General features: G+C 39.4%; 16 protein-coding genes. 5 read left to right on the top strand and 11 right to left on the bottom strand.

The features are described 5' to 3' along the window. The first annotated feature begins 84 nt into the window (after window positions 1–84). Window positions 85–1,473, top strand: a complete 1,389-nt coding sequence (locus IGI49_RS21580) for a PTS transporter subunit EIIC (protein WP_429965542.1) — start codon at window positions 85–87, stop codon at window positions 1,471–1,473. After that, window positions 1,473–2,285 (top strand): MBL fold metallo-hydrolase, encoded by an 813-nt coding sequence (locus tag IGI49_RS21575; protein ID WP_429965544.1) that lies wholly within the window; start codon window positions 1,473–1,475, stop codon window positions 2,283–2,285. The genes IGI49_RS21580 and IGI49_RS21575 overlap by 1 nt, the downstream gene beginning before the upstream one ends. A gap of 89 nt (window positions 2,286–2,374) precedes the next feature. Here the strand turns inward: IGI49_RS21575 and IGI49_RS21570 are convergent, their stop codons facing one another. The 9 genes from IGI49_RS21570 to IGI49_RS21530 all read right to left on the bottom strand — a co-directional run bounded on the left by IGI49_RS21570 (window position 2,375) and on the right by IGI49_RS21530 (window position 13,777). Continuing rightward, window positions 2,375–3,421 carry a YncE family protein gene (locus IGI49_RS21570; protein WP_429965545.1) on the bottom strand — a complete coding sequence of 349 codons (1,047 nt, stop codon included), beginning with the start codon at window positions 3,419–3,421 and terminating at the stop codon, window positions 2,375–2,377. A gap of 107 nt (window positions 3,422–3,528) precedes the next feature. Continuing rightward, entirely contained in the window at window positions 3,529–3,951 is a 423-nt protein-coding gene (locus tag IGI49_RS21565) for a hypothetical protein (protein ID WP_207702940.1), read from the bottom strand. 114 nt (window positions 3,952–4,065) lie between these two features. After that, window positions 4,066–4,761: a transketolase family protein gene (locus IGI49_RS21560; RefSeq protein WP_429966081.1), complete on the bottom strand. Its 696-nt coding sequence runs from the start codon at window positions 4,759–4,761 to the stop codon at window positions 4,066–4,068. Window positions 4,762–4,895: 134 nt separating this feature from the next. Further along, window positions 4,896–6,299: an ATP-binding protein gene (locus IGI49_RS21555; protein ID WP_429965546.1), complete on the bottom strand. Its 1,404-nt coding sequence runs from the start codon at window positions 6,297–6,299 to the stop codon at window positions 4,896–4,898. A 495-nt stretch (window positions 6,300–6,794) separates the two neighbouring features. Further along, complete coding sequence (locus IGI49_RS21550) at window positions 6,795–7,478, bottom strand: DUF1003 domain-containing protein (protein ID WP_429965547.1); 684 nt, start codon at window positions 7,476–7,478, stop codon at window positions 6,795–6,797. 719 nt (window positions 7,479–8,197) lie between these two features. Continuing rightward, the gene (gene dapF, locus IGI49_RS21545; protein ID WP_429965548.1) at window positions 8,198–9,028 is read right to left on the bottom strand and encodes a diaminopimelate epimerase; all 831 of its coding nucleotides are present in this window, start codon (window positions 9,026–9,028) and stop codon (window positions 8,198–8,200) included. 18 nt (window positions 9,029–9,046) lie between these two features. Then, on the bottom strand, window positions 9,047–10,345 hold the full coding sequence (gene lysA, locus IGI49_RS21540; protein WP_429965549.1) for a diaminopimelate decarboxylase: 1,299 nt from the start codon (window positions 10,343–10,345) through the stop codon (window positions 9,047–9,049). 1 nt (window position 10,346) lies between these two features. Beyond that, window positions 10,347–11,504, bottom strand: a complete 1,158-nt coding sequence (locus IGI49_RS21535) for a M20 metallopeptidase family protein (RefSeq protein WP_429965550.1) — start codon at window positions 11,502–11,504, stop codon at window positions 10,347–10,349. 236 nt (window positions 11,505–11,740) lie between these two features. After that, a complete protein-coding gene (locus tag IGI49_RS21530) occupies window positions 11,741–13,777 on the bottom strand; it encodes an FAD-dependent oxidoreductase (protein WP_429965551.1) in 2,037 nt (678 codons plus the stop codon). Window positions 13,778–13,943: 166 nt separating this feature from the next. Here IGI49_RS21530 and IGI49_RS21525 point away from each other — a divergent pair, with 166 nt between their 5' ends. Then, entirely contained in the window at window positions 13,944–14,891 is a 948-nt protein-coding gene (locus tag IGI49_RS21525; protein ID WP_429965552.1) for a helix-turn-helix transcriptional regulator, read from the top strand. Between the two features lie 265 nt (window positions 14,892–15,156). Here IGI49_RS21525 and IGI49_RS21520 read toward each other — a convergent pair whose 3' ends face one another. Beyond that, window positions 15,157–15,705, bottom strand: coding sequence for a CD3073 family putative ECF transporter S component (locus tag IGI49_RS21520; RefSeq protein WP_429965553.1), 549 nt, complete (start codon window positions 15,703–15,705; stop codon window positions 15,157–15,159). 4 nt (window positions 15,706–15,709) lie between these two features. After that, the gene (locus IGI49_RS21515) at window positions 15,710–16,213 is read right to left on the bottom strand and encodes a CD3072 family TudS-related putative desulfidase (protein ID WP_429965554.1); all 504 of its coding nucleotides are present in this window, start codon (window positions 16,211–16,213) and stop codon (window positions 15,710–15,712) included. A gap of 493 nt (window positions 16,214–16,706) precedes the next feature. On the opposite strand from IGI49_RS21515, the gene dapA reads away from it, so the two are divergent. Together dapA and dapB are read left to right on the top strand one after the other, a co-directional pair. Further along, window positions 16,707–17,597, top strand: a complete 891-nt coding sequence (gene dapA, locus IGI49_RS21510; protein ID WP_429965555.1) for a 4-hydroxy-tetrahydrodipicolinate synthase — start codon at window positions 16,707–16,709, stop codon at window positions 17,595–17,597. Further along, window positions 17,594–18,349, top strand: coding sequence for a 4-hydroxy-tetrahydrodipicolinate reductase (gene dapB / locus IGI49_RS21505; RefSeq protein ID WP_429965557.1), 756 nt, complete (start codon window positions 17,594–17,596; stop codon window positions 18,347–18,349). The genes dapA and dapB overlap by 4 nt, the downstream gene beginning before the upstream one ends. Window positions 18,350–18,358 lie beyond the last annotated feature (9 nt).

Below are 18,358 nucleotides of genomic sequence, written 5' to 3'. Positions count from 1 at the left end.
AAATGACTTCGTACTGGATGGTTACGGGAAAAGCCGGCTAGACCTTTTATTTTAATCAACTAAAATAAATGGAGGTACAAAAAGATGAACTATCAAGAAGCCGCACCACTGATTATTGACGCAGTAGGGGGAACCGGGAATGTCGACAATGTGACACATTGCATGACCCGTCTACGATTTGTTCTGAGAGATGATGGAAAAGCAGATGATGGAAAAGTAAAAAACGTTGCTGGTGTGATGGGAGTTACTAGAAAAGGCGGTCAATATCAATTAATTATTGGACCGAATGTCGCGAGTCTTTATGATGTTGTTGAAAAATTATTACCAGCAGCCGGTCAGGAACAAACGGAAGAACAAACGGTTAAACATAAAAAAGATGGAAAAGCAATTTTTGAACAGGTATTGGATTATATTTCAGGTTCTTTGACGCCGTTGATTCCGATTCTTTTAGTTGCGTCGCTATGTAAAACAGTTGGTGTTGTACTGGGCCCCTCATTGTTGGGCCTAGTCACAGAAAATAGTGATATTTATCAATTGTTTACATTTGTTGGAGATGCTGGCTTCTATTTCTTACCTGTTTTTATTGGCTGGTCAGCCGCCCGCAAATTAAAGAGCAGTATTCCTATTGGAATGCTGCTGGGTGCTGTGATGCTGTACCCTAATTTTATGCAAATGGCGGAAGATAGTGTTTCATTTTCTGTTTACGGAATCCCTACGATGCTGCAGAATTATTCAAGTACTGTTTTGCCAATGATCTTGACGATTGCAGCAATGAGCTTTGTTGAGAAGTTTTGGAAACGATACACACCGGATGTGCTAAAAGTATTTTTGATTCCCTTTGGTACTTTGCTTGTAATGCTTCCTTTAACGCTGATAATTTTTGGTCCACTAGGTGGATTTTTAGGGGTTTATATAGGTGAAGCTTTGATTGCCTTGAATACCTTCGCACGACCTTTAGCCGTCTGTGTCGTGGGAGCAACGTTTGCTTTTATCGTTATGACGGGAATGCATCCCGTTCTATTTACCTATCTGTTTACAACTTTTCCAGCATTAGGCTACGATAACTTCTTAATGCCAGGAATTTTAGCAGCTTCATGGGCTGGAACTGGTGTGGCACTGGCTTGCGTTTATAAATTTAAATCAAAAGAGAAGAAAACTTTGACGTTTGGTTACGTGGTTACTTGGTTTTTAGGTGGCGTTGGCGAACCTCTATTGTATGGATTGAATGTTCCTTACAAAACACCTTTTGTTGCTGGAACCATTGCCGGAGCCATCACTGGTTTGATCGCAGGTATTTTAAATTTGACTGGTCATGTATTGAACATATCCAACGGCATCTATGGTTTAGCAGGATTTGTGGGCGGCAGCACTTACAATTATATTGTATTGGGTGTGACCGTGGCGGCTGGTTTGATCTCTGGATTCGTTGTCATGCTGTTTTTCAAACTTGATGAAGGATTGGTGAAGGAATAATGTATTTTACCTCTGAAAAAATAACTGAAAGAATTACCCGGATTCGAACAGCCTTTGAAGTATGTGCTTATTATATTCAAGGAGAAACAAGCGGCGCCCTGTTAGATACAGGATTGGGCTGTGGTGATTTAAAGAGTTTCATAGATGATTTATCAACTACCGACTACACCGTTATTTTGTCTCATGGTCATTGTGATCATGCTGGAGGTAGCAGCCAGTTTGAGGAAGTTTACCTAAGTCCATTAGATAACAATTTAGAAAGCTATCATTGCACCCAACAGTTTCGTATCCGAGAAATCCAAAAAGCACCTACTCCGCTTCCAGAAATATGGCAGTCGGATCAAGTATTGTCACAACAAGCCAATGGATTTAAAAAGTTAACAGAAGAAATGATCTTCGATTTAGGTGGGGTAACAATTGAACTTCTACTTATTCCAGGACATACGCAAGGAATGATGGTTTTCTTATTACCAGAAGAAAAAATAGCTATTTTTGGAGATGCTTGTGGCGAGAACACCTTGATCTGTTTTCCCGAAAGCACATCACTTGCTGAACATTACACTGCTTTAAAAAAATTAAAGAAGTGGGAGGGTCGCTATGATCGAATTTTAAGAAATCATGGGACATTCGAATCACCGATTCATTTGTTAGATAATAACTTGATCCTCTGTGAAAATATTTTAGCTAAAAAGGATGCTCGCGTTCCGGTCCATATTCATGGAGTTGAGGCCTTCAGCGGTAAGGATAGAGACAAAGAAATGACCGAAAGTGAGAAAACGGGAAACATTATTTACACGCTTGATAAATTGTAAAAGATCCTCAGCATTAGCGATTTCTGTCAAAAAATGAGGCGATGACACCCTTCTGTGGCGCCATGCACCATAGAAGGATATTATCGTCTCTAATTCAATAATGTTTTTATGTCCGCTACCAATACTCGATCCACTCGAGGCGCCGAGGTGTAATCGTAATAGGTTGAGGCTGATTCAAAAAGAATATATAGTTGTCCATCGTTAGCAGTGATTTGTTCCAAGTAAGGAGGCATTCTAATTTTCCCTCTATACTCATCATTAGTCAGATCCTGAGTTAAATGCTTTGAATTGCGGTACCGCAAGATTTCTGAATCACTAGAACCAAAGGAGGTTGAGATCAAAAAGTCATTCTGATAAAAGGTAATTCCTTGAGCCTCACTAGGCATCGTGTAATAATCCCGATTATCATCGACAACTGTGCGCTTAGGCTTAAGCTTCCCCTTCTCATCCAATGGATAAATAGAAACCTCACCTTCGCGATTCAGCTTAAAAGTTCCTACGTAAAGTTTCTGGTCAGAATAAGTGATATAGGAAGTAACAGAAAAGTCTTCAAACTGAATATTCTGGTCGTACTTAACCGGACGGTGACTCACATCAAAATCATAGCTCTCAATTTGTTTAAGAGAGATCGCTGAAATTTGCGAATGATCCAATTCAACCTGTGAGGTTACCCAAAGATTTTCGCTTTTTGGATCATAAGTAATTCCACCTGCATGAGGCATCCCTGGTAAAACCAAGGTTTTGATGTAACCACCTGTTTGCCGATCCATCACGTAGATTACCGAAAAATGACGATGATCATGGCTGTAAGCGCTGATAAAGACGTACCGATCCGCCACTGCCACACCTTGAGGATCCATATCCGTACTGGTAGATACCTGTTGATTGATATCTAAAGTTTTAGTCTGATCTAAGCCAGGAATGATGTACGTACGGGGCTGGTCAAGATTCTCGCTTTCATAAACTGCTTGGTATAGTTTAGGATATTTTTTTATCTGTTGTTTTTGCTGGGAATCGGTATAAACTGCTGGCGAAATGCTCGTGCCATTTTTTAGTTCAAGTGAATCCGGATCACTGCAGCTGCCTAAAATTACCAGCAAAAAACTCAACGTAAATAGTGCCAATCCTTTTTTCATCGTTTTTTCCTCTAGTCTCAGTTTTCTTCATGGTAGCATGATTTTCGATGTTGCTTAACTGATATGCTTACAGTAGAGAGAAAAAAAGAGACTGAAATCAGCCTCCTTTAAAACTTCTTGAATGTTAACAAACCGACTACCGATTCTTTAGCCAGTTTTTTAGCACTGGAAACAACCTTTTTACTGTCGTTGATTTTTACGCCATCTAATACTTCTCCAACCTGTTGTGTAGTAAAGTTAATCGTTCGGACTACACCGTCCTTGGTTTGTTCAACCACTTCACCTAAATCTTCCAGTCCATCATCTCGACGAATTCTTTGTTTACCAATCGTACCTACTGCAGTATTAGCCACCCCATCCAATGTTTGACCGACTACTTTACCTACTGCTTTGTTCCGCTCAAAAACATCTTTACTAATTTCTCTTAGATCATCACTATCCGTTAGTTCCGCTGCAATATTCGTTACGCCACTGATTATCCCACCGCGCACGGCTCCAACTGCTTCACCAATTTCTTTAAAAAATGCCATAATAAGACCTTCTTTTTTTTCTTTTAGTATACCACCTGTTGAGAGTTTTGGGAAAGTGTGGAAAAATAGCCAACAGAAATAAGCGAACCATTTTCTCGAATGGTCCGCTTATTCTTATTTATTTAATTGAACCACTCTATTTACCAAGTTTTCTGCAGTTAAGCCATAATGCTCTTTTAGCAGCTTGGGATCCCCGGATTGACCAAAACAGTCTTTCACTCCAATTTTTACGACATTGGCTGGATGGTACTCAGCCAGAAATTCTGCCACTGCACTACCTAACCCGCCAATAATACTGTGCTCTTCTGCTGTAATAATCCATGGCGTTTCCCTAGCAGCTTGCAAAACTAATTCTTCGTCTAAAGGTTTGATAGTTGAGAAGTTTAATACTCGTACTTTAATTCTTTGTTTTTCTAAAATTTTTGCAGCTTCTAGAGCTTCTTGTACCATCAGTCCGGTTGCTATAATCGTTCCGTCTGCCCCCTCCGTCAAGGTTTCCCCTTTCCCGATATCGAAAACAGGTTTGGTCTGGTGAACTCGTTGTACGGCCAGCCGACCCAATCGTAGATAAACCGGTCCATTTTGAGCCAAAATAGCATCAATCGCTGCTTCTGTTTCCAAATCATCCGCAGGGTTTAAAATCGTCATCCCAGGAATCACCCGCATCAATGCCAAATCTTCAATTGCTTGATGAGACCCGCCATCTTCACCAACAGTAATTCCAGCATGGGTAGCGGCAATAACCACATTTAACTTTTGATAGGCGACCGCATTTCTAATTTGTTCGTAGGCTCTGCCCGCAGGAAAAATTTATAATCGTAATTCAGTAGATCATAAGATACTAAATTTCTTACTGTATATTTTTTAATACCGCCTTTTTTATCAGGAATAAAAACTAGCTAGAAAGACTCTGAGTTGACTCAGTTTCTTCTAGCTAGTTTTATCTACATCTCTGCCAATGAAATTAAACGAATTTTTTTCTCTCTTGCAAATTCCTTCACTTGCTTAGTGAAACCTCTTTTGGAGAATAAAAACAATTCTTTAGTAGCGTATGGAAAATATTTACTATGCTCTATCAGTTGTTCAGCTGCTGGCAAATCAATTTTTTCATTTCGCCAGTAGCAATCACCTAGTAACAAATCTTCTTCTTCAGTACCCAGTCCAACCACATTGACTTTTTGCTGTTGAACATTTTTATTTTTTCCAGTGGACGGATTCCCCCACCAAGAACCCACTTCAGTGAGTGAAATGGCCATCCGCTCACTTCCGTTTTTCTCTACCAGCCAGCTGCGACAATAATCTTCAAAAGTTTTTGAAGTAAACTGCAAAATATCCTCGGCAATGTATTTCCAGATCAACTCTGTCCGTTCAGTTTCAATAAACTGCTTGTATTTAGGAACATAACGGTACCAGAAACGGAATAAGCCATCCGAGATCACATAAATTGGCTTGTTTTTTCCAATTTCAGTTAATGCCGTTCTTTTCTCAACTATTTCTAAGTCAATCAGTGTTTCCAAATACTTAGTTAACGGTCCAGATTCAATACCAGTTCTATTGACAATTTCTCTAACCTCAGTTGCACCTGCAGCAATAGCGGTAATAATATCATTGTAACGATTTGGTGTTCGCAACTCCTGCATTAACAAGTTGCTAGGCTCTTCGTATAAGAAAGTATTTTTACGCAACACATTGGTTAAAATATTTTCCTTCAAAGATAAGCTGTCATTAAACATTTCAAGATAAAAGGGAATGCCTCCTGTTAACCCATAAATAGTCATAAAAACTTCCTTAGGGATTCTCGCTAGGAGCGTATGAGCCTCAGTAAAAGTTAATGGCAACAGGTTTATTTGTCCAGTGATTTTTTCATTAAGAGGGCTCTTGCTACCTAAAACTTGTTCCTTCATAAAGGAAACCTGTGATCCAGTTAGAATCACTAGCAAATTACCACTATTCTGATAAGATTTTTTAATGATTTCTAGTAGCTCTTCAGCAAGTCCTTCATTTGATTTCGCTAAATGAGGGTAGTCATCAATAACAAAGACAACTGGTTCATCCGAAGCCTGGGCAAGCTTAGCTACTGCATCAAAAGCTGCCATAAAAGTAGCAAAATTTTTAGTTGAATCATCTGGTTCAGTTAAGTCATTGATTGCTTGACTCAAATTAGCAAGATTAATGGCTGGCCCAAATTGATCCGCTGTAAAGAAAATGGTCTGTTTACCTTGAACAAACTCTTCCAATAGCCGGGATTTTCCGATCCGCCGTCGACCATACATTGCAACGAATTCAAACTGTTCACTGGCTAATCGTTCCTCCAGTTCTACAAGCTCCTGCTTTCTTCCTACAAACATCACTTCACCTCATCTATTTGATTTGCATTTAGTATATCATAAACTACTGAATTACGATCTACCGAGGAATAGCTTTTTAGTTAACACCAAAAAGACCCAGAGCTGTTATACTCTGAGTCGATATTTTACTCCTTAATTCTTATTCCGCTATTTCCTTCAATAGCTTGTTGCCAAAAGCACATTATCCTTTTGAGTGTACTGTAACACTAGCTGCCAAGCATCTTTGATAATAATTATTTTAGTCAGGGTGACCTCGGCCTGGGAATTTAGACACAGCGATTTAAAAAACTCCCAAAAGAAGCCAGAAGTAGAACTTTTGTATTTTAGGAACAAATACATTCTTGCATTTATAGCACTCGTTAAATTTCTTGAAAACAAATCTTTCTATGACTGTTAATCTCTCTTCTTATATTTCGATTGTTCTGCTCTTAATAATAGAAGACTGACCAACTACCATAGATTCACTTCCTTTATTCTGTTAAAAGATCTCTTATCTTAATTTTTATTGTGCTCATCTGTTTTATTTTGAGCCATAAGCTCTTGTAAGATCTCAACTTGCAGCTTTTGCAAGTCAAGAATATGCTGCCATTTAGTTGACATCAGATAATCAAGTTTCTCGTGAAGCAAATGTATTTCTACTTCCGCTTTGACATTGACTTGATAATCATTGTCTGCCTCTACCCGGTCACGATCGGCCTGACGATTTTGGCTCATCAAAATAATAGGGGCTTGAATTGCCGCTAAACAAGAGAGTGCCAAATTTAACAGTATGAAAGGAAATTTGTCGAATGGTTGAAAAAACAAAGGCAGCGTATTCAAAACAATCCATATTGCTAAGATAAGTAGAAATATAATGATGAATGGCCAGCTGCCTCCAAATTTAGCGATACCATCCGCAAGTTTTTGCCCTCTTGTTTCTTTAGTTTTCAAGGCATCATTGACGTTTTGAATGTGGACTTGCTCATTACGAATCTTATGCTTTAATTCATGGTCAAATTGATTCGTAATGTGAATTTCTTGGATCAATAATTGATTGATATACTGGAAACGATAATTTAACAAATTTTGATAGGAAAGTTTTGATTCTTGATTCATCTCTGGTGTCTGCTGCACTATAAACGCTTGAAGGTCACTTTCTAATTCCTTAATCTGAACTGTTTTCTTCGTTTGATCTGTCATAGCTATCACCTTTTTTTCTTTTTATGATAGCATGTTTTTTCTCTGTTGCTCTTTAATATGCCTATACTCTCCTTTATACTTTTGCCTCTAAACATCCCTTGGCTTCTTTTTCTGTTGTCTCATTTCTCCAGCTATAAATGGCAGTACTAAAGTATGACTATTAAAACCAATCACACTAGCTATCAGCTTCATAAATGACTTGTGTTAAAATCATTGCTGTAGATAATGCAGTATTTAAACAAATATAAACTATAAAGCAGGAGATTCTTTACTATTATTTTGCATCTATCTTCATTTTAATTGTCACGTTAAAAAAGGAGTTAAATCCTTACAGGTACGAAAAGTACCTCCAGTTTTAGAAACTAGAGGTACTCTTCTGAGAGAATATATAAAAAGGAAAAAAACAAAATTGGTAGTGATAAACGAAAATGACTAATTAGCTGCGGAGTTATTCCCCTTTTGCTTCTGCACTTTTGGTTTCACTCTGTATTTATAGTTTAACTTATTCTATATTCCTTTTGGGTTCTTTTTTTTTAAGATGCTTCAAAATACTCAATATATTTCAGGAGTAGCAACTATTCGGTTTATTCCTGCAGCTAAGAGATCCATAGAAGCGATCCACAGAAAAATAGCTGACCTGAACTCAAATTTTTGATAATCGTAAATACTGTAGCGCACAAAAAGCCTAGGCTGCATTTTGGGGATACAGCCTAGGCTTTTTATACTCTTAAATTTTCATCAATAATAGTACCCTCAACCACACGGTTAGTATCCCCGATCAAAAAGAGATTCTCACCTTCGACATTAACTTGAAGTTGGCCACCTAATACTTCTACCTTTACTGGATTATCCGGCGTCAGGCCTTTTTTTTTTAGAACATAAGCAGTTGAGCCTGTTCCTGTTCCACACGCCAAAGTGAAATCTTCAACCCCACGCTCATAGGTTCGTTCAACTATATGTCCATCTCGTAAAAGATCGTAAAAGTTTACATTGGCACCTTTCTCAAATGATGGGTGATTGCGCAGCTCACGACCCAAATCAAGGATCGTCTCCAATTGAGTCATAGCTAAATCAGGATAATGTACGACTAAATGTGGAATTCCTGGATTGCCAAGCTCCACATAATCTACTGTCAAATCTCGACCATCTATCTGCAAAACTAAGTCCTGCTTAAACACGGTCGGTGAATTCAACTGTACCCGGTAAATCCGCTCAGACAAACGTTGTGCTGGTACGTCTCCCGCGATTGATTCGATTACCATTTCTTCTGACGCTAAGCCAGTCTCGTAGGCAAATCGGGCAACACAACGGGCACCGTTTCCACACATTTCCGCTTCCGAACCATCAGAATTGTAATAACGAGCATAAAAATCACCAGCGCTTTTTGCTGTTTCAATGGCGATCAATGTATCTGCCCCTACCGAAACTCGACGTTCACATGTTTGTTTTGCCAATCGGCTTAATTGTTCGCCAGTTAAATTCAGTTCAATATTGTTAACCACAATAAAATCATTACCAGCACCTTGCATTTTGTTAAAAGGTATTCTCATAAGTTGCTCCTAGCATGCTTATTTCAGTGATTCCGGAATTACTTCGTTTTGGATCATTTGCTCTAAGGTTTGACGTTTTACAATTAAATCAGCCTGGCCGTCCTTCACTAAGACTACCGCGGGAATTGCTAGTTTGTTGTAATTGCTGGCCATTGAGTAGCCATATGCACCAGTTGAGAAGGTTGCAAAAATATCCTCCGTTTCAACTGCTGGCAACTCAATATCCTTTACCAAGATATCTGTACTTTCGCAGGCTTTACCAGAAACCGTTACTGTTTCTGCCACAGCTTGATCTGCTTTGTTTGCTAATATTCCCGTATATTTTGCTTCGTAAAGACCCGGGCGAATATTATCCGTCATCCCACCATCTATACTGACATATTTACGAATTCCTGGCAATTCTTTGATCGCTCCAATCGTATGCAAAGAAATTCCAGCCTCAGCTACTATGCTGCGACCTGGTTCAATCACAACGGCTGGCTGCGGGTAGTTTTCTTTTTCACAGAACGCTAACAATTTATCCATCATCGGAGCTAAGAAATAAGCAAAGGGCTGACGAATATCTTCATCGGTATAGCGTACACCAAAGCCGCCACCAAAATTCAATTCACTGATTTCGTAATCAAATCGTTCTTTCACCATTTTTACTAAGTCTAGTGCAATATCTACAGCGCCCAAATGAGCACTATTGTCAGACAACTGACTGCCTACATGAAAATGGAAGCCTAGGAAATTAATTCCCTCTGCGTTAATCGCTTTTTGCACTTGTGGGAATAAAATGTCTTCATTAATTGGAATACCAAACTTAGAATCTTTTTGACCAGTCGAAATAAAGGAATGAGTTTCCACATTCACTTCTGGAGTAATCCGGAACAAAACATTAACGGTTTTATTTTTTTCTTGCGCCAAAGCTGAAATCGTATCTACTTCTTGTAGGCTGTCTACGATAATCCGGCCAATCCCATTGTCGATAGCCATTTCTAGCTCAGCCAGTGATTTATTGTTGCCGTTGATTTCGATTTTTTCTACTGGAAATCCAGCTTGTAACGCTGTATGCAACTCACCATCAGAAAGAACTTCCAATGAGAAGCCTTGCTTTTCGATAATTTTCAGCATCGCCATGGTTGAAAAAGCTTTACTGGCATAGGCAACTCGAACCCTATCGTATTTATTAACAAAGTCTCGACGCAATTCCTGGCAGCGTTCTTCAATAATACTTTGTGAGAAAACGTAAAGTGGCGTACCGTAAATTTTTGCTAATTCTACCGTGTCACAGCCATCCCAAAATAAATGTCCATTTTTTACTGTCATTTCCATATTATTCCCCCTCGTTCAATGCGTCGATTAAGTTTACAAACGTTTGAATTCCTAATAATAAGTGCTTTTCATCAAATTTCATTTTTCCGCTGTGTAAAGGATATGTGTATCCTTTTTCTTCATCACGGATACCCAAGAAGAAGAACATTCCCGGCATAACGGTTTGATACATTGAGAAATCTTCCGCAATTAAATATGGCGGTGTTTCCACATAATAATCAGTTGCAACTTTTTCCAAGGCTTCCACCATACGAGGATTGTTATCCACCACTCGATACATATGATTGAAAATAACTTCCGCTTCACAACCATAACCTTTAGCAATCTCCGAAGCAATTAGATCAATCCGTCGAACGACTTCATCGTAAACCTTATCATCAAAAGCTCGCATCGTACCATGTAAAGTGACCTCTTGAGCGATAATATTCATCGCTTCTCCACCATGAATGGTTCCAAAAGTTAAAACAACATTATCTAATGGGCTGATGTTACGGGCTAAAATACTGGATAATCCGGAAATAATTCCACCAGTTGCCACGATTGCATCTTCTCCTTGCTGTGGTTGAGCGCCGTGAGAACTTAGTCCCTTAACAATAATCGTCACTTCGGCGTTGCGCGCCATCATCGGTCCTGGACGACAAGAAATTTTACCCGCGGGCAAATCTGGAAAAACATGTAGTCCCACAATTTCTTCTACACCTAACTCTTGTAAAATCCCTGTATCTACGATTAACTGAGCGCCACCTGGTCCTTCCTCAGCTGGTTGAAAAACCAAAACAATTGTTCCTCGAACTTTTTCCGGGTGATTTGTTAAATAGCCTGCAAACCCTAACAGAGTTGACATATGACCATCGTGTCCACAAGCATGCATTTTTCCTGATGTTTTTGAAGCAAAATCATAGCCTGTTTGTTCCTCTACCGGCAAGGCATCGATATCTGAACGATAAGCTATTGTCTTACCTGGTCGTTCACTCCGGATTACCGCAATCGTTCCTGTGTTAACCACTTCATAGATTTCTGTAATGCCAAAAGAAGCCAGCTTCTCACGAATATAGTTAGCTGTCTGAAATTCTTCTAAACCTAATTCGGGAATTTGATGTAGGTCTCGGCGCATCTTAGTGACTAATTCTTCTAATTCTTGTATCTCAAGCTCAATCATCGTATCATCCTTCATCAGTGAAATTATTCTGTTTATTCGATTAAAATAGTATTGACAGTTTCTAATATTATAGTACAAATGCGCAGATTGTCTAGTGAAGGTGAATATCTTTTTGCCTTCTTTAAACTAAACACGTCAAAAAGGCAAACATTGAGACAAAAGTTCTTCTCAAGTTTGCCTTTTTTCTTTTACTTTCAAAAGAAGCTAATGAATACTTCTATTATATAAGCACAAAACTAAACCCTCATTGCAGTTTCGTAAGCTGCCCAAATTGCATCCATTACATTAGTCGGCTTCTTAGCATCACCAATCAAATGTACATGTTCACCTTTGACTGCTTTATATAGTCGATCGTCTGGTAGATAGCCCACTGAAACCACAATATCATCCGCCGGAATTTCATGGGGTTTCGGCATGCCTTGAACTCCAAGAGCAAACATGTGCTGTGCACGATTGGCCACGTTAGGATAGTTTTTGACCATTTCGGTCACATAGGCAATGTCGTTTTCGTATTTATCAACAACCGCATTTTTTATGACCGTTACTTTATAGTACTCCAAAAGCTCCATCATCATATTATAGTTAGCTGCCGATAAACCAAATGCGTTTATAATGGTTTCGCTAGCTTCAATGATAGTTACCTTTTTACCTTTGCGAGCCAAATCATAGGCAATTTCACAACCGGTCAAACCTCCGCCAACAATTACTACGTTTTCTCCAGTAATTTCTTTGTGACGCAGGGCATCAATTGCGTAGGCTACATGTTCACTCTCGAAGCCCGGGATAGGCAATTTTCTTTCATTGGCACCCGTGGCAACAAAAATTTCATCATACCCTTTGGTCATAGCTTCGGTAACTTCGGTGTTCATTTGCACATTGATAGTTAAATCCTTCATTTGTTTCTTGTACCATTCGAGTAACTGCCGATCATCTTCTTTGAAATCTGGTGTTGCTGCTGCTACAAATACACCACCTAGTTGATCGGTTTTTTCCAAGAGATCTACTTGATGACCGCGAATGGCCGCTACCCGAGCAGCTTCCATTCCGCCGATTCCCCCACCGACTACTAAAACTTTCTTAGGTGTTTCAGCAGGTGTCAAAGCAAAACTTTTTTCACGACCGCAGGCAGGATTCACTGCACAGGAAATATCTTTGCCTTGGAATATTCGACCTAAACAGCCTTGATGACAGTAGATACATGGTCGAATATCTGCTAAACGATCTTCCGCAAATTTGTTCACAATTTCTGGATCAGCTAACAAAGGTCGTCCCATACCCATCATGTCTAATTTGCCTTCTTCGATTACCCGGTTAGCTAATTCTGGATTATCAAAGCGTCCAGCACACACAATCGGAATATCTACTACATCTTTTAATTTCATGACATCTTCTAGATTACAGGCTTTCGGCATATACATTGGTGGATGTGCCCAGAACCACGAATCATAGCTTCCGTTATCGCAGTTCAGCATATCATAGCCAAATTCCTCCAGCTTTTTCGCCACAACAAAGGACTCTTCATAGTCACGACCTTTTTCTTCAAATTTTTCACCTGGAATTGCACCTCGGTTAAAATCTTTGATATAGCTTTTCACACTATATCGCATGGATACTGGAAAATCTACACCGCATTTTTCCTTAATTGCTTCTACAATTTCTTTAATAATTCGCAAACGATTTTCTAAAGAACCACCATATTCGTCAGTCCGACGGTTAAAGAAGGAAATAACAAATTGATCAAGAAGGTATCCTTCATGAACCGCATGAATTTCCACACCATCTCCGCCGGCATCCTGAACCAGCTTCGCACCTTCCGCAAAATTCTTCACGTATTGATTAATTTCATCCTTGGTCATTCCGATATCCATCTTGGTTGGATCCCAAACATTTTGAATCGGTGCTGGAGCCGGTGTAATACCCGTTAAGCCATGATTAGCCCGACCTGTTAAAGCAGTCAACTGAACAAAAACTTTACCGCCGGCTGCATGAACCCCTTCGGTCAAATACTTCATGTCCTTCACATAACCTTCAGGATTACTTAGAATACAAAAACCCATGTTGTCAACAACTGGCATCAATCCGGTAATAATCAGCCCAGTACCACCCTTGGCGCGCTCAATATAGTAATCTGCACCGTCTTTAGTGTACGCGACGGTGTCCATGTTCAACAAACGTGGAGAAAATACTCCCATCGGCATCATAGCAATTCGGTTCGGCAGCTCCACCGATCCTACTTTCAATGGCGAAAAGAGTGCTTGATACTTTGTTTCCATAACGTTTCCTCCTCTTACATTTTTTAAGGCAATCGAACTTTCCTGACAAAAAACGCTTGTGAAAAACCTATCATGCTTTATACTTTAAGTATACGATCCTATTGTAAAAAGACTATCACTTTTACGCAGTTGCCCTATAAGAATCACGCGAGAGGAGCAAGTATCCATGGAACATAAGTGTCAACGCTTTTTAAAAGCGCAAGATTATTCAAAAGGACTGGCTCATTTGAATTTTCGCTATACTATTAAAAGTCCAGCTGCTGACAGCTTGACCGTTTCTCGTATCCACCAACTGGATGATGCGATTTTAACCTATAGTGTTGTTGATTGTTCAAAAGGTATTTTCTCTCGGATTCCTGATACTCCGCAAGAGTATTTAGCATTACGATTTATCCGCCATGGATATGAAGTTCATACTGACGATAACAAGAAAAATATCTTGAAGGATTATAGTATCGGTATTTTTGATTTAAACACTATCAGCATCTATGATCGCCAACGACCAACTGAAGGAATTAACTTGTTCATTGAAAAAAACGGTTATACCCGAAATTTACTTAATCCGATTACTACCAGTGTGGTTTTGGATTGCTCAAATGGTCTTGCTCGCTTTTTACTTGAAAGCATGTTTATCTTTGAACAACAGTTTAACCATATTTCAATGGAAGAAAATAGATTAATTTTACATCATTTTCTTACTCTGTTGAGAGACTGGTTAGGTCAAAAGAAATCCTACTCTACAGAGGAACTGCTTTTGAATCAAGCTGCAGATTATATTCGTTCCTATCTATGGGATGCAACATTATCGCTGGAAAGAACGGCACAGGCTTGCCAAATATCGACTCGCACTTTGCAAAAGGGCTTCCAAACTGCTAGATTATCCTTCAGCGGTTACGTAAAAGATGCCCGCTTAGCCTTAGCTGCTGTCAAACTATTTCAGTCTAATCAACCTGCTACGTCGATCGCTTTTCAATGCGGCTTCAATAATTCCGCCTACTTCAGCAAATGCTTTAAAGAGAAATACCAGCAGTCTCCTTTGCAATATCGACGAAAGATGCAGTCACTTTTAGATCAAAAGAACTTTGTCTCTAGCGATTGTCCGTTACTCAATTGAACCTCAATCAATACTTTCCCATCCTCGTTAATGAAGGTTTGGGAAAGCTTTTTTATTGCTTTCTCCTCTCTGATTATCGATCCTTTCCCTTTTCCTGACGAGTGCAAACATCTTTTGTTTAGCATATGCTTTTACCAAACCTCTCTTAGTGTGTAAAGGCTGCTAGTTGTAAATAAAAACGAGCCAATCACCTAAGTGAAAAAGCTCGTAGTGGATTGCTATTCCTTTTTTTAATTATATAGAATTTATGTTACCCCGTAATCAATTAAAAAGATGCTGTATATTTTTTCAACTGCGGAAGCTTAATAAACCAAGCAACTACTAAACAAGAAACAATTTTATCGACAATATTTCCAGCGACTGCTCCCCAATAAGTAGCACTAATCATCTCTTTACCAGAAGCTCTTAAAGCTAAAATAACAATATCAGTTCCTGATCCTGTAAAACCGCCAAATAAAGCTAACCGAATTGGAGCACCGATCATAGGACAAATAATTGCCAACAACACACCCGCAATCAAGGCCTGTTTGTAACAGAAGCCTTTTTTGGCCACTAGAGCAACCACAATAGCTACCGCAACATTTACTAAAGCAAAGGGAATCGACAAAGGGCCGCTAATTAGACCCATTAGTAGATTTGTCGTTACACCCGTCAGAATTCCATATTTCATCCCAAAGTTAGCCGCGATAAAAATTGTTCCCATCGTGTCTAAAAACAGTAAAGGAATTTTTAACATAGATACCGCTTCTCCCAATACTACATTTAATACTACCGCAATGGCACACATTGCTAAAACTTTCGTGGTATTTTTCAATTTATTAACCTCTTTCCATAAATTGAGCTAACAGCCCAGTCATGTTCTCTTGATGATCTTCGCTGTACCAAACGGGCACCTCAAAAAAGTCTGAGGAAACAGCGAACACCTCACACAATGAAAAAAATTCTTCCATTAAAACACCCCGCTGATCAGTAATTGAGCAGTTAGGGCTTTCATTAATACCAATTATTCCCAGGTACTCATAGCCTTCTTGTTGATAAGCCTGAATTTGCTGGAGGATTGGCAATAACAGATCGCGGCAAATCTTGCGATAATTCGGAATTTGAGCGTATTCTTCATAGGTCATCGGTGGTCGATTAGCCCCCAGTGTTATGAATTCAGGACAAGGCAATTGAATCATCGCAACCCCCTGCTTAAGCAGTTCAAGAGCGAAAGGAAATGCTCCACTAGCCCGTTCCCATCCATGAATTACAGCATTTTGATTCAAAATACAATGAGAAACCGCTACTAATTTCTTGCTTGGTTGATTCATTTTTTCATCCATTTCTATTTACCTTGCTTTATCCAACTGAAGGAGAGGTCTTTTCACGACAAACAAAAACTCATTCAGCTTGAAAAACAGGCAATCTATTCTCTTAGAAACTCTAAGTTTTACTTTTTCTCAAACTCAAGAATAATTTCTATACATCGCAGTCCTCCCCTTTCTATATGAAGACAAATCTTTGATGATGACATGATTAACTCACATGTGCTTGTATTCACAAAAAAATCTTTTCTTCGTGGAAAGACGTCTCTGATCTGATTATAGCGAGTATACACTCCCTGTCAAACCACCTTTTGGACAATCTCTTTTTCCTTGTATAAAAGATGCTTTTCAATGTGAATTTCTTGAGTTTTTATTCATTTGCGAAAAAAGGATTAGAAAACGAATAGACAGGTTCTAATGATTTGGTATATAATTCGAATAATTAAAGGATTATCTATTGGTTTTTCAAGCTTTTTCATCCTTTTAAATCACAAACAAAGGAGTGTTTTATTTGAGCATCTTTGAAGGTACAGCAGTCGCTCTCGTTACACCAATGAAAGAAGACTGTGCAGTTGATTATAAACGCTTAGACGAGTTAGTGGAATGGCAAATTAATGAGGGTACTGATGCGATTGTCGCCTGTGGTACTACAGGTGAAGCATCCACATTAGCTAATCATGAACATATCAGTGTTATTGAGGCCGTTGTGAAAAAAGCAGCTGGTCGGGTACCGATTATTGCCGGTACGGGCGTAAATGACACCAACCACGCCATCGAACTATCTACTGGGGCAGAAAGTGTAGGCGCCGATGCTTTATTAATCGTAACTCCTTACTATAATAAAGCCTCAGATACTGGCTTATTTTTACACTACGAGAAAATCGCACAAAGTGTAAAACTGCCAATTATTTTGTATTCAGTACAGTCACGTACTAATATGAATTTGACTCCTGCAATGGTAGAAAAATTAATTACTATCCCTAATATCGTTGGTATTAAGGAAGCCAGCGGCGATATTTCGCAAATTGCTGACATTTGTCGCTTAGCTTCCGACAATTTTACTGTCTACTCTGGCAATGACGATCAGGTTCTGCCATTGATGGCTTTAGGCGGAAAAGGAATTATTTCAACTATCGCTAATATTGCACCAAGACAGACTCACGAATTAGCACAGGCTGTGTTAGATGGCAACTATGATTTAGCTAGAGAGTTGCAGCTCGCTCAATTGCCGTTAATTCATTCTTTATTCTGTGAAGTAAACCCAATTCCGGTAAAAACAGCCGTTGGTTTGCTAGGCAAAATTGATCCAAACTTCCGTCTGCCTCTAAGTGAAGCGCAGCCAGAAACGGTTGAACGCTTGAAGAAAGAAATGACAGCATACGGCTTGGAGGTTCAAGCATGATCAAGGTCATTTTGAACGGTGCCAATGGCCGCATGGGGAAAGTTCTACAGGAAATGATCACCAACGAAACAGACATGCAGGTTGTTGCCGGTGTCGATCGTGAGGCCTTTTCGGCGGAATTCCCTACTTTTCAAACCATGGCTGACTGTGATGTAGCAGCTGACGTAGTGATCGATTTCTCACACTACACTGCTACACCAGCTGTGTTGGCGTATTGTGTTGAAAAACAACTGCCAGTTGTGATTGCTACTACTGGTTTAGATGAAGAAACTAAACAACAGCTATTGGCTGCCAGCAAAAAAACAGCTGTCTTCTTTTCGGCTAACATGTCGATCGGAATTAACCTGTTGGCTAAGGCGATTCGCGAAATCACACCTTTGTTAGAGGATGATTTCAACATGGAAATTATTGAGAAGCACCATAACCAAAAGAAAGATTCTCCGAGCGGAACTGCACTGCTTTTAGCTGATGCAGTCAATGATGCAGTGAAGGAAAAGAAAACTTATATTTATGGTCGCCATGGTAATGATCTGACCAACCCGCTGTCCGAACTTGGTATTCATGCTGTTCGCGGTGGTACGATCCCTGGAGAGCATACTGTATTATATGCTGGACCAGATGAAGTAATTGAGTTAAACCACTTAGCTCTTTCCCGCAACATTTTTGCTAACGGTGCGGTGAAAGCAGCCAAATATGTCAGTCAGAAACCTGCTGGCTTATATGACATGGAACAACTAATTGACGAGAAATGAGGATTTACA

Source organism: Enterococcus sp. AZ071 (genome assembly GCF_050499065.1).
GTDB lineage: Bacteria > Bacillota > Bacilli > Lactobacillales > Enterococcaceae > Enterococcus_A > Enterococcus_A ferrettii.
The sequence above is the reverse complement of the archived record's forward strand: the minus strand, read 5'-3'. Positions and strand labels throughout refer to the sequence as shown.

Bases quoted from the DNA above. Each gene is read 5' to 3' on its own strand.
- IGI49_RS21580 (WP_429965542.1), top strand. From the start codon at position 85: ATGAACTATCAAGAAGCCGCACCACTGATTATTGACGCAGTAGGGGGA.
- IGI49_RS21575 (WP_429965544.1), top strand. From the start codon at position 1,473: ATGTATTTTACCTCTGAAAAAATAACTGAAAGAATTACCCGGATTCGA.
- IGI49_RS21570 (WP_429965545.1), bottom strand. From the start codon at position 3,421: ATGAAAAAAGGATTGGCACTATTTACGTTGAGTTTTTTGCTGGTAATT.
- IGI49_RS21565 (WP_207702940.1), bottom strand. From the start codon at position 3,951: ATGGCATTTTTTAAAGAAATTGGTGAAGCAGTTGGAGCCGTGCGCGGT.
- IGI49_RS21555 (WP_429965546.1), bottom strand. From the start codon at position 6,299: ATGTTTGTAGGAAGAAAGCAGGAGCTTGTAGAACTGGAGGAACGATTA.
- IGI49_RS21550 (WP_429965547.1), bottom strand. From the start codon at position 7,478: ATGACAGATCAAACGAAGAAAACAGTTCAGATTAAGGAATTAGAAAGT.
- dapF (WP_429965548.1), bottom strand. From the start codon at position 9,028: ATGAGAATACCTTTTAACAAAATGCAAGGTGCTGGTAATGATTTTATT.
- lysA (WP_429965549.1), bottom strand. From the start codon at position 10,345: ATGGAAATGACAGTAAAAAATGGACATTTATTTTGGGATGGCTGTGAC.
- IGI49_RS21535 (WP_429965550.1), bottom strand. From the start codon at position 11,504: ATGATTGAGCTTGAGATACAAGAATTAGAAGAATTAGTCACTAAGATG.
- IGI49_RS21530 (WP_429965551.1), bottom strand. From the start codon at position 13,777: ATGGAAACAAAGTATCAAGCACTCTTTTCGCCATTGAAAGTAGGATCG.
- IGI49_RS21525 (WP_429965552.1), top strand. From the start codon at position 13,944: ATGGAACATAAGTGTCAACGCTTTTTAAAAGCGCAAGATTATTCAAAA.
- IGI49_RS21515 (WP_429965554.1), bottom strand. From the start codon at position 16,213: ATGGATGAAAAAATGAATCAACCAAGCAAGAAATTAGTAGCGGTTTCT.
- dapB (WP_429965557.1), top strand. From the start codon at position 17,594: ATGATCAAGGTCATTTTGAACGGTGCCAATGGCCGCATGGGGAAAGTT.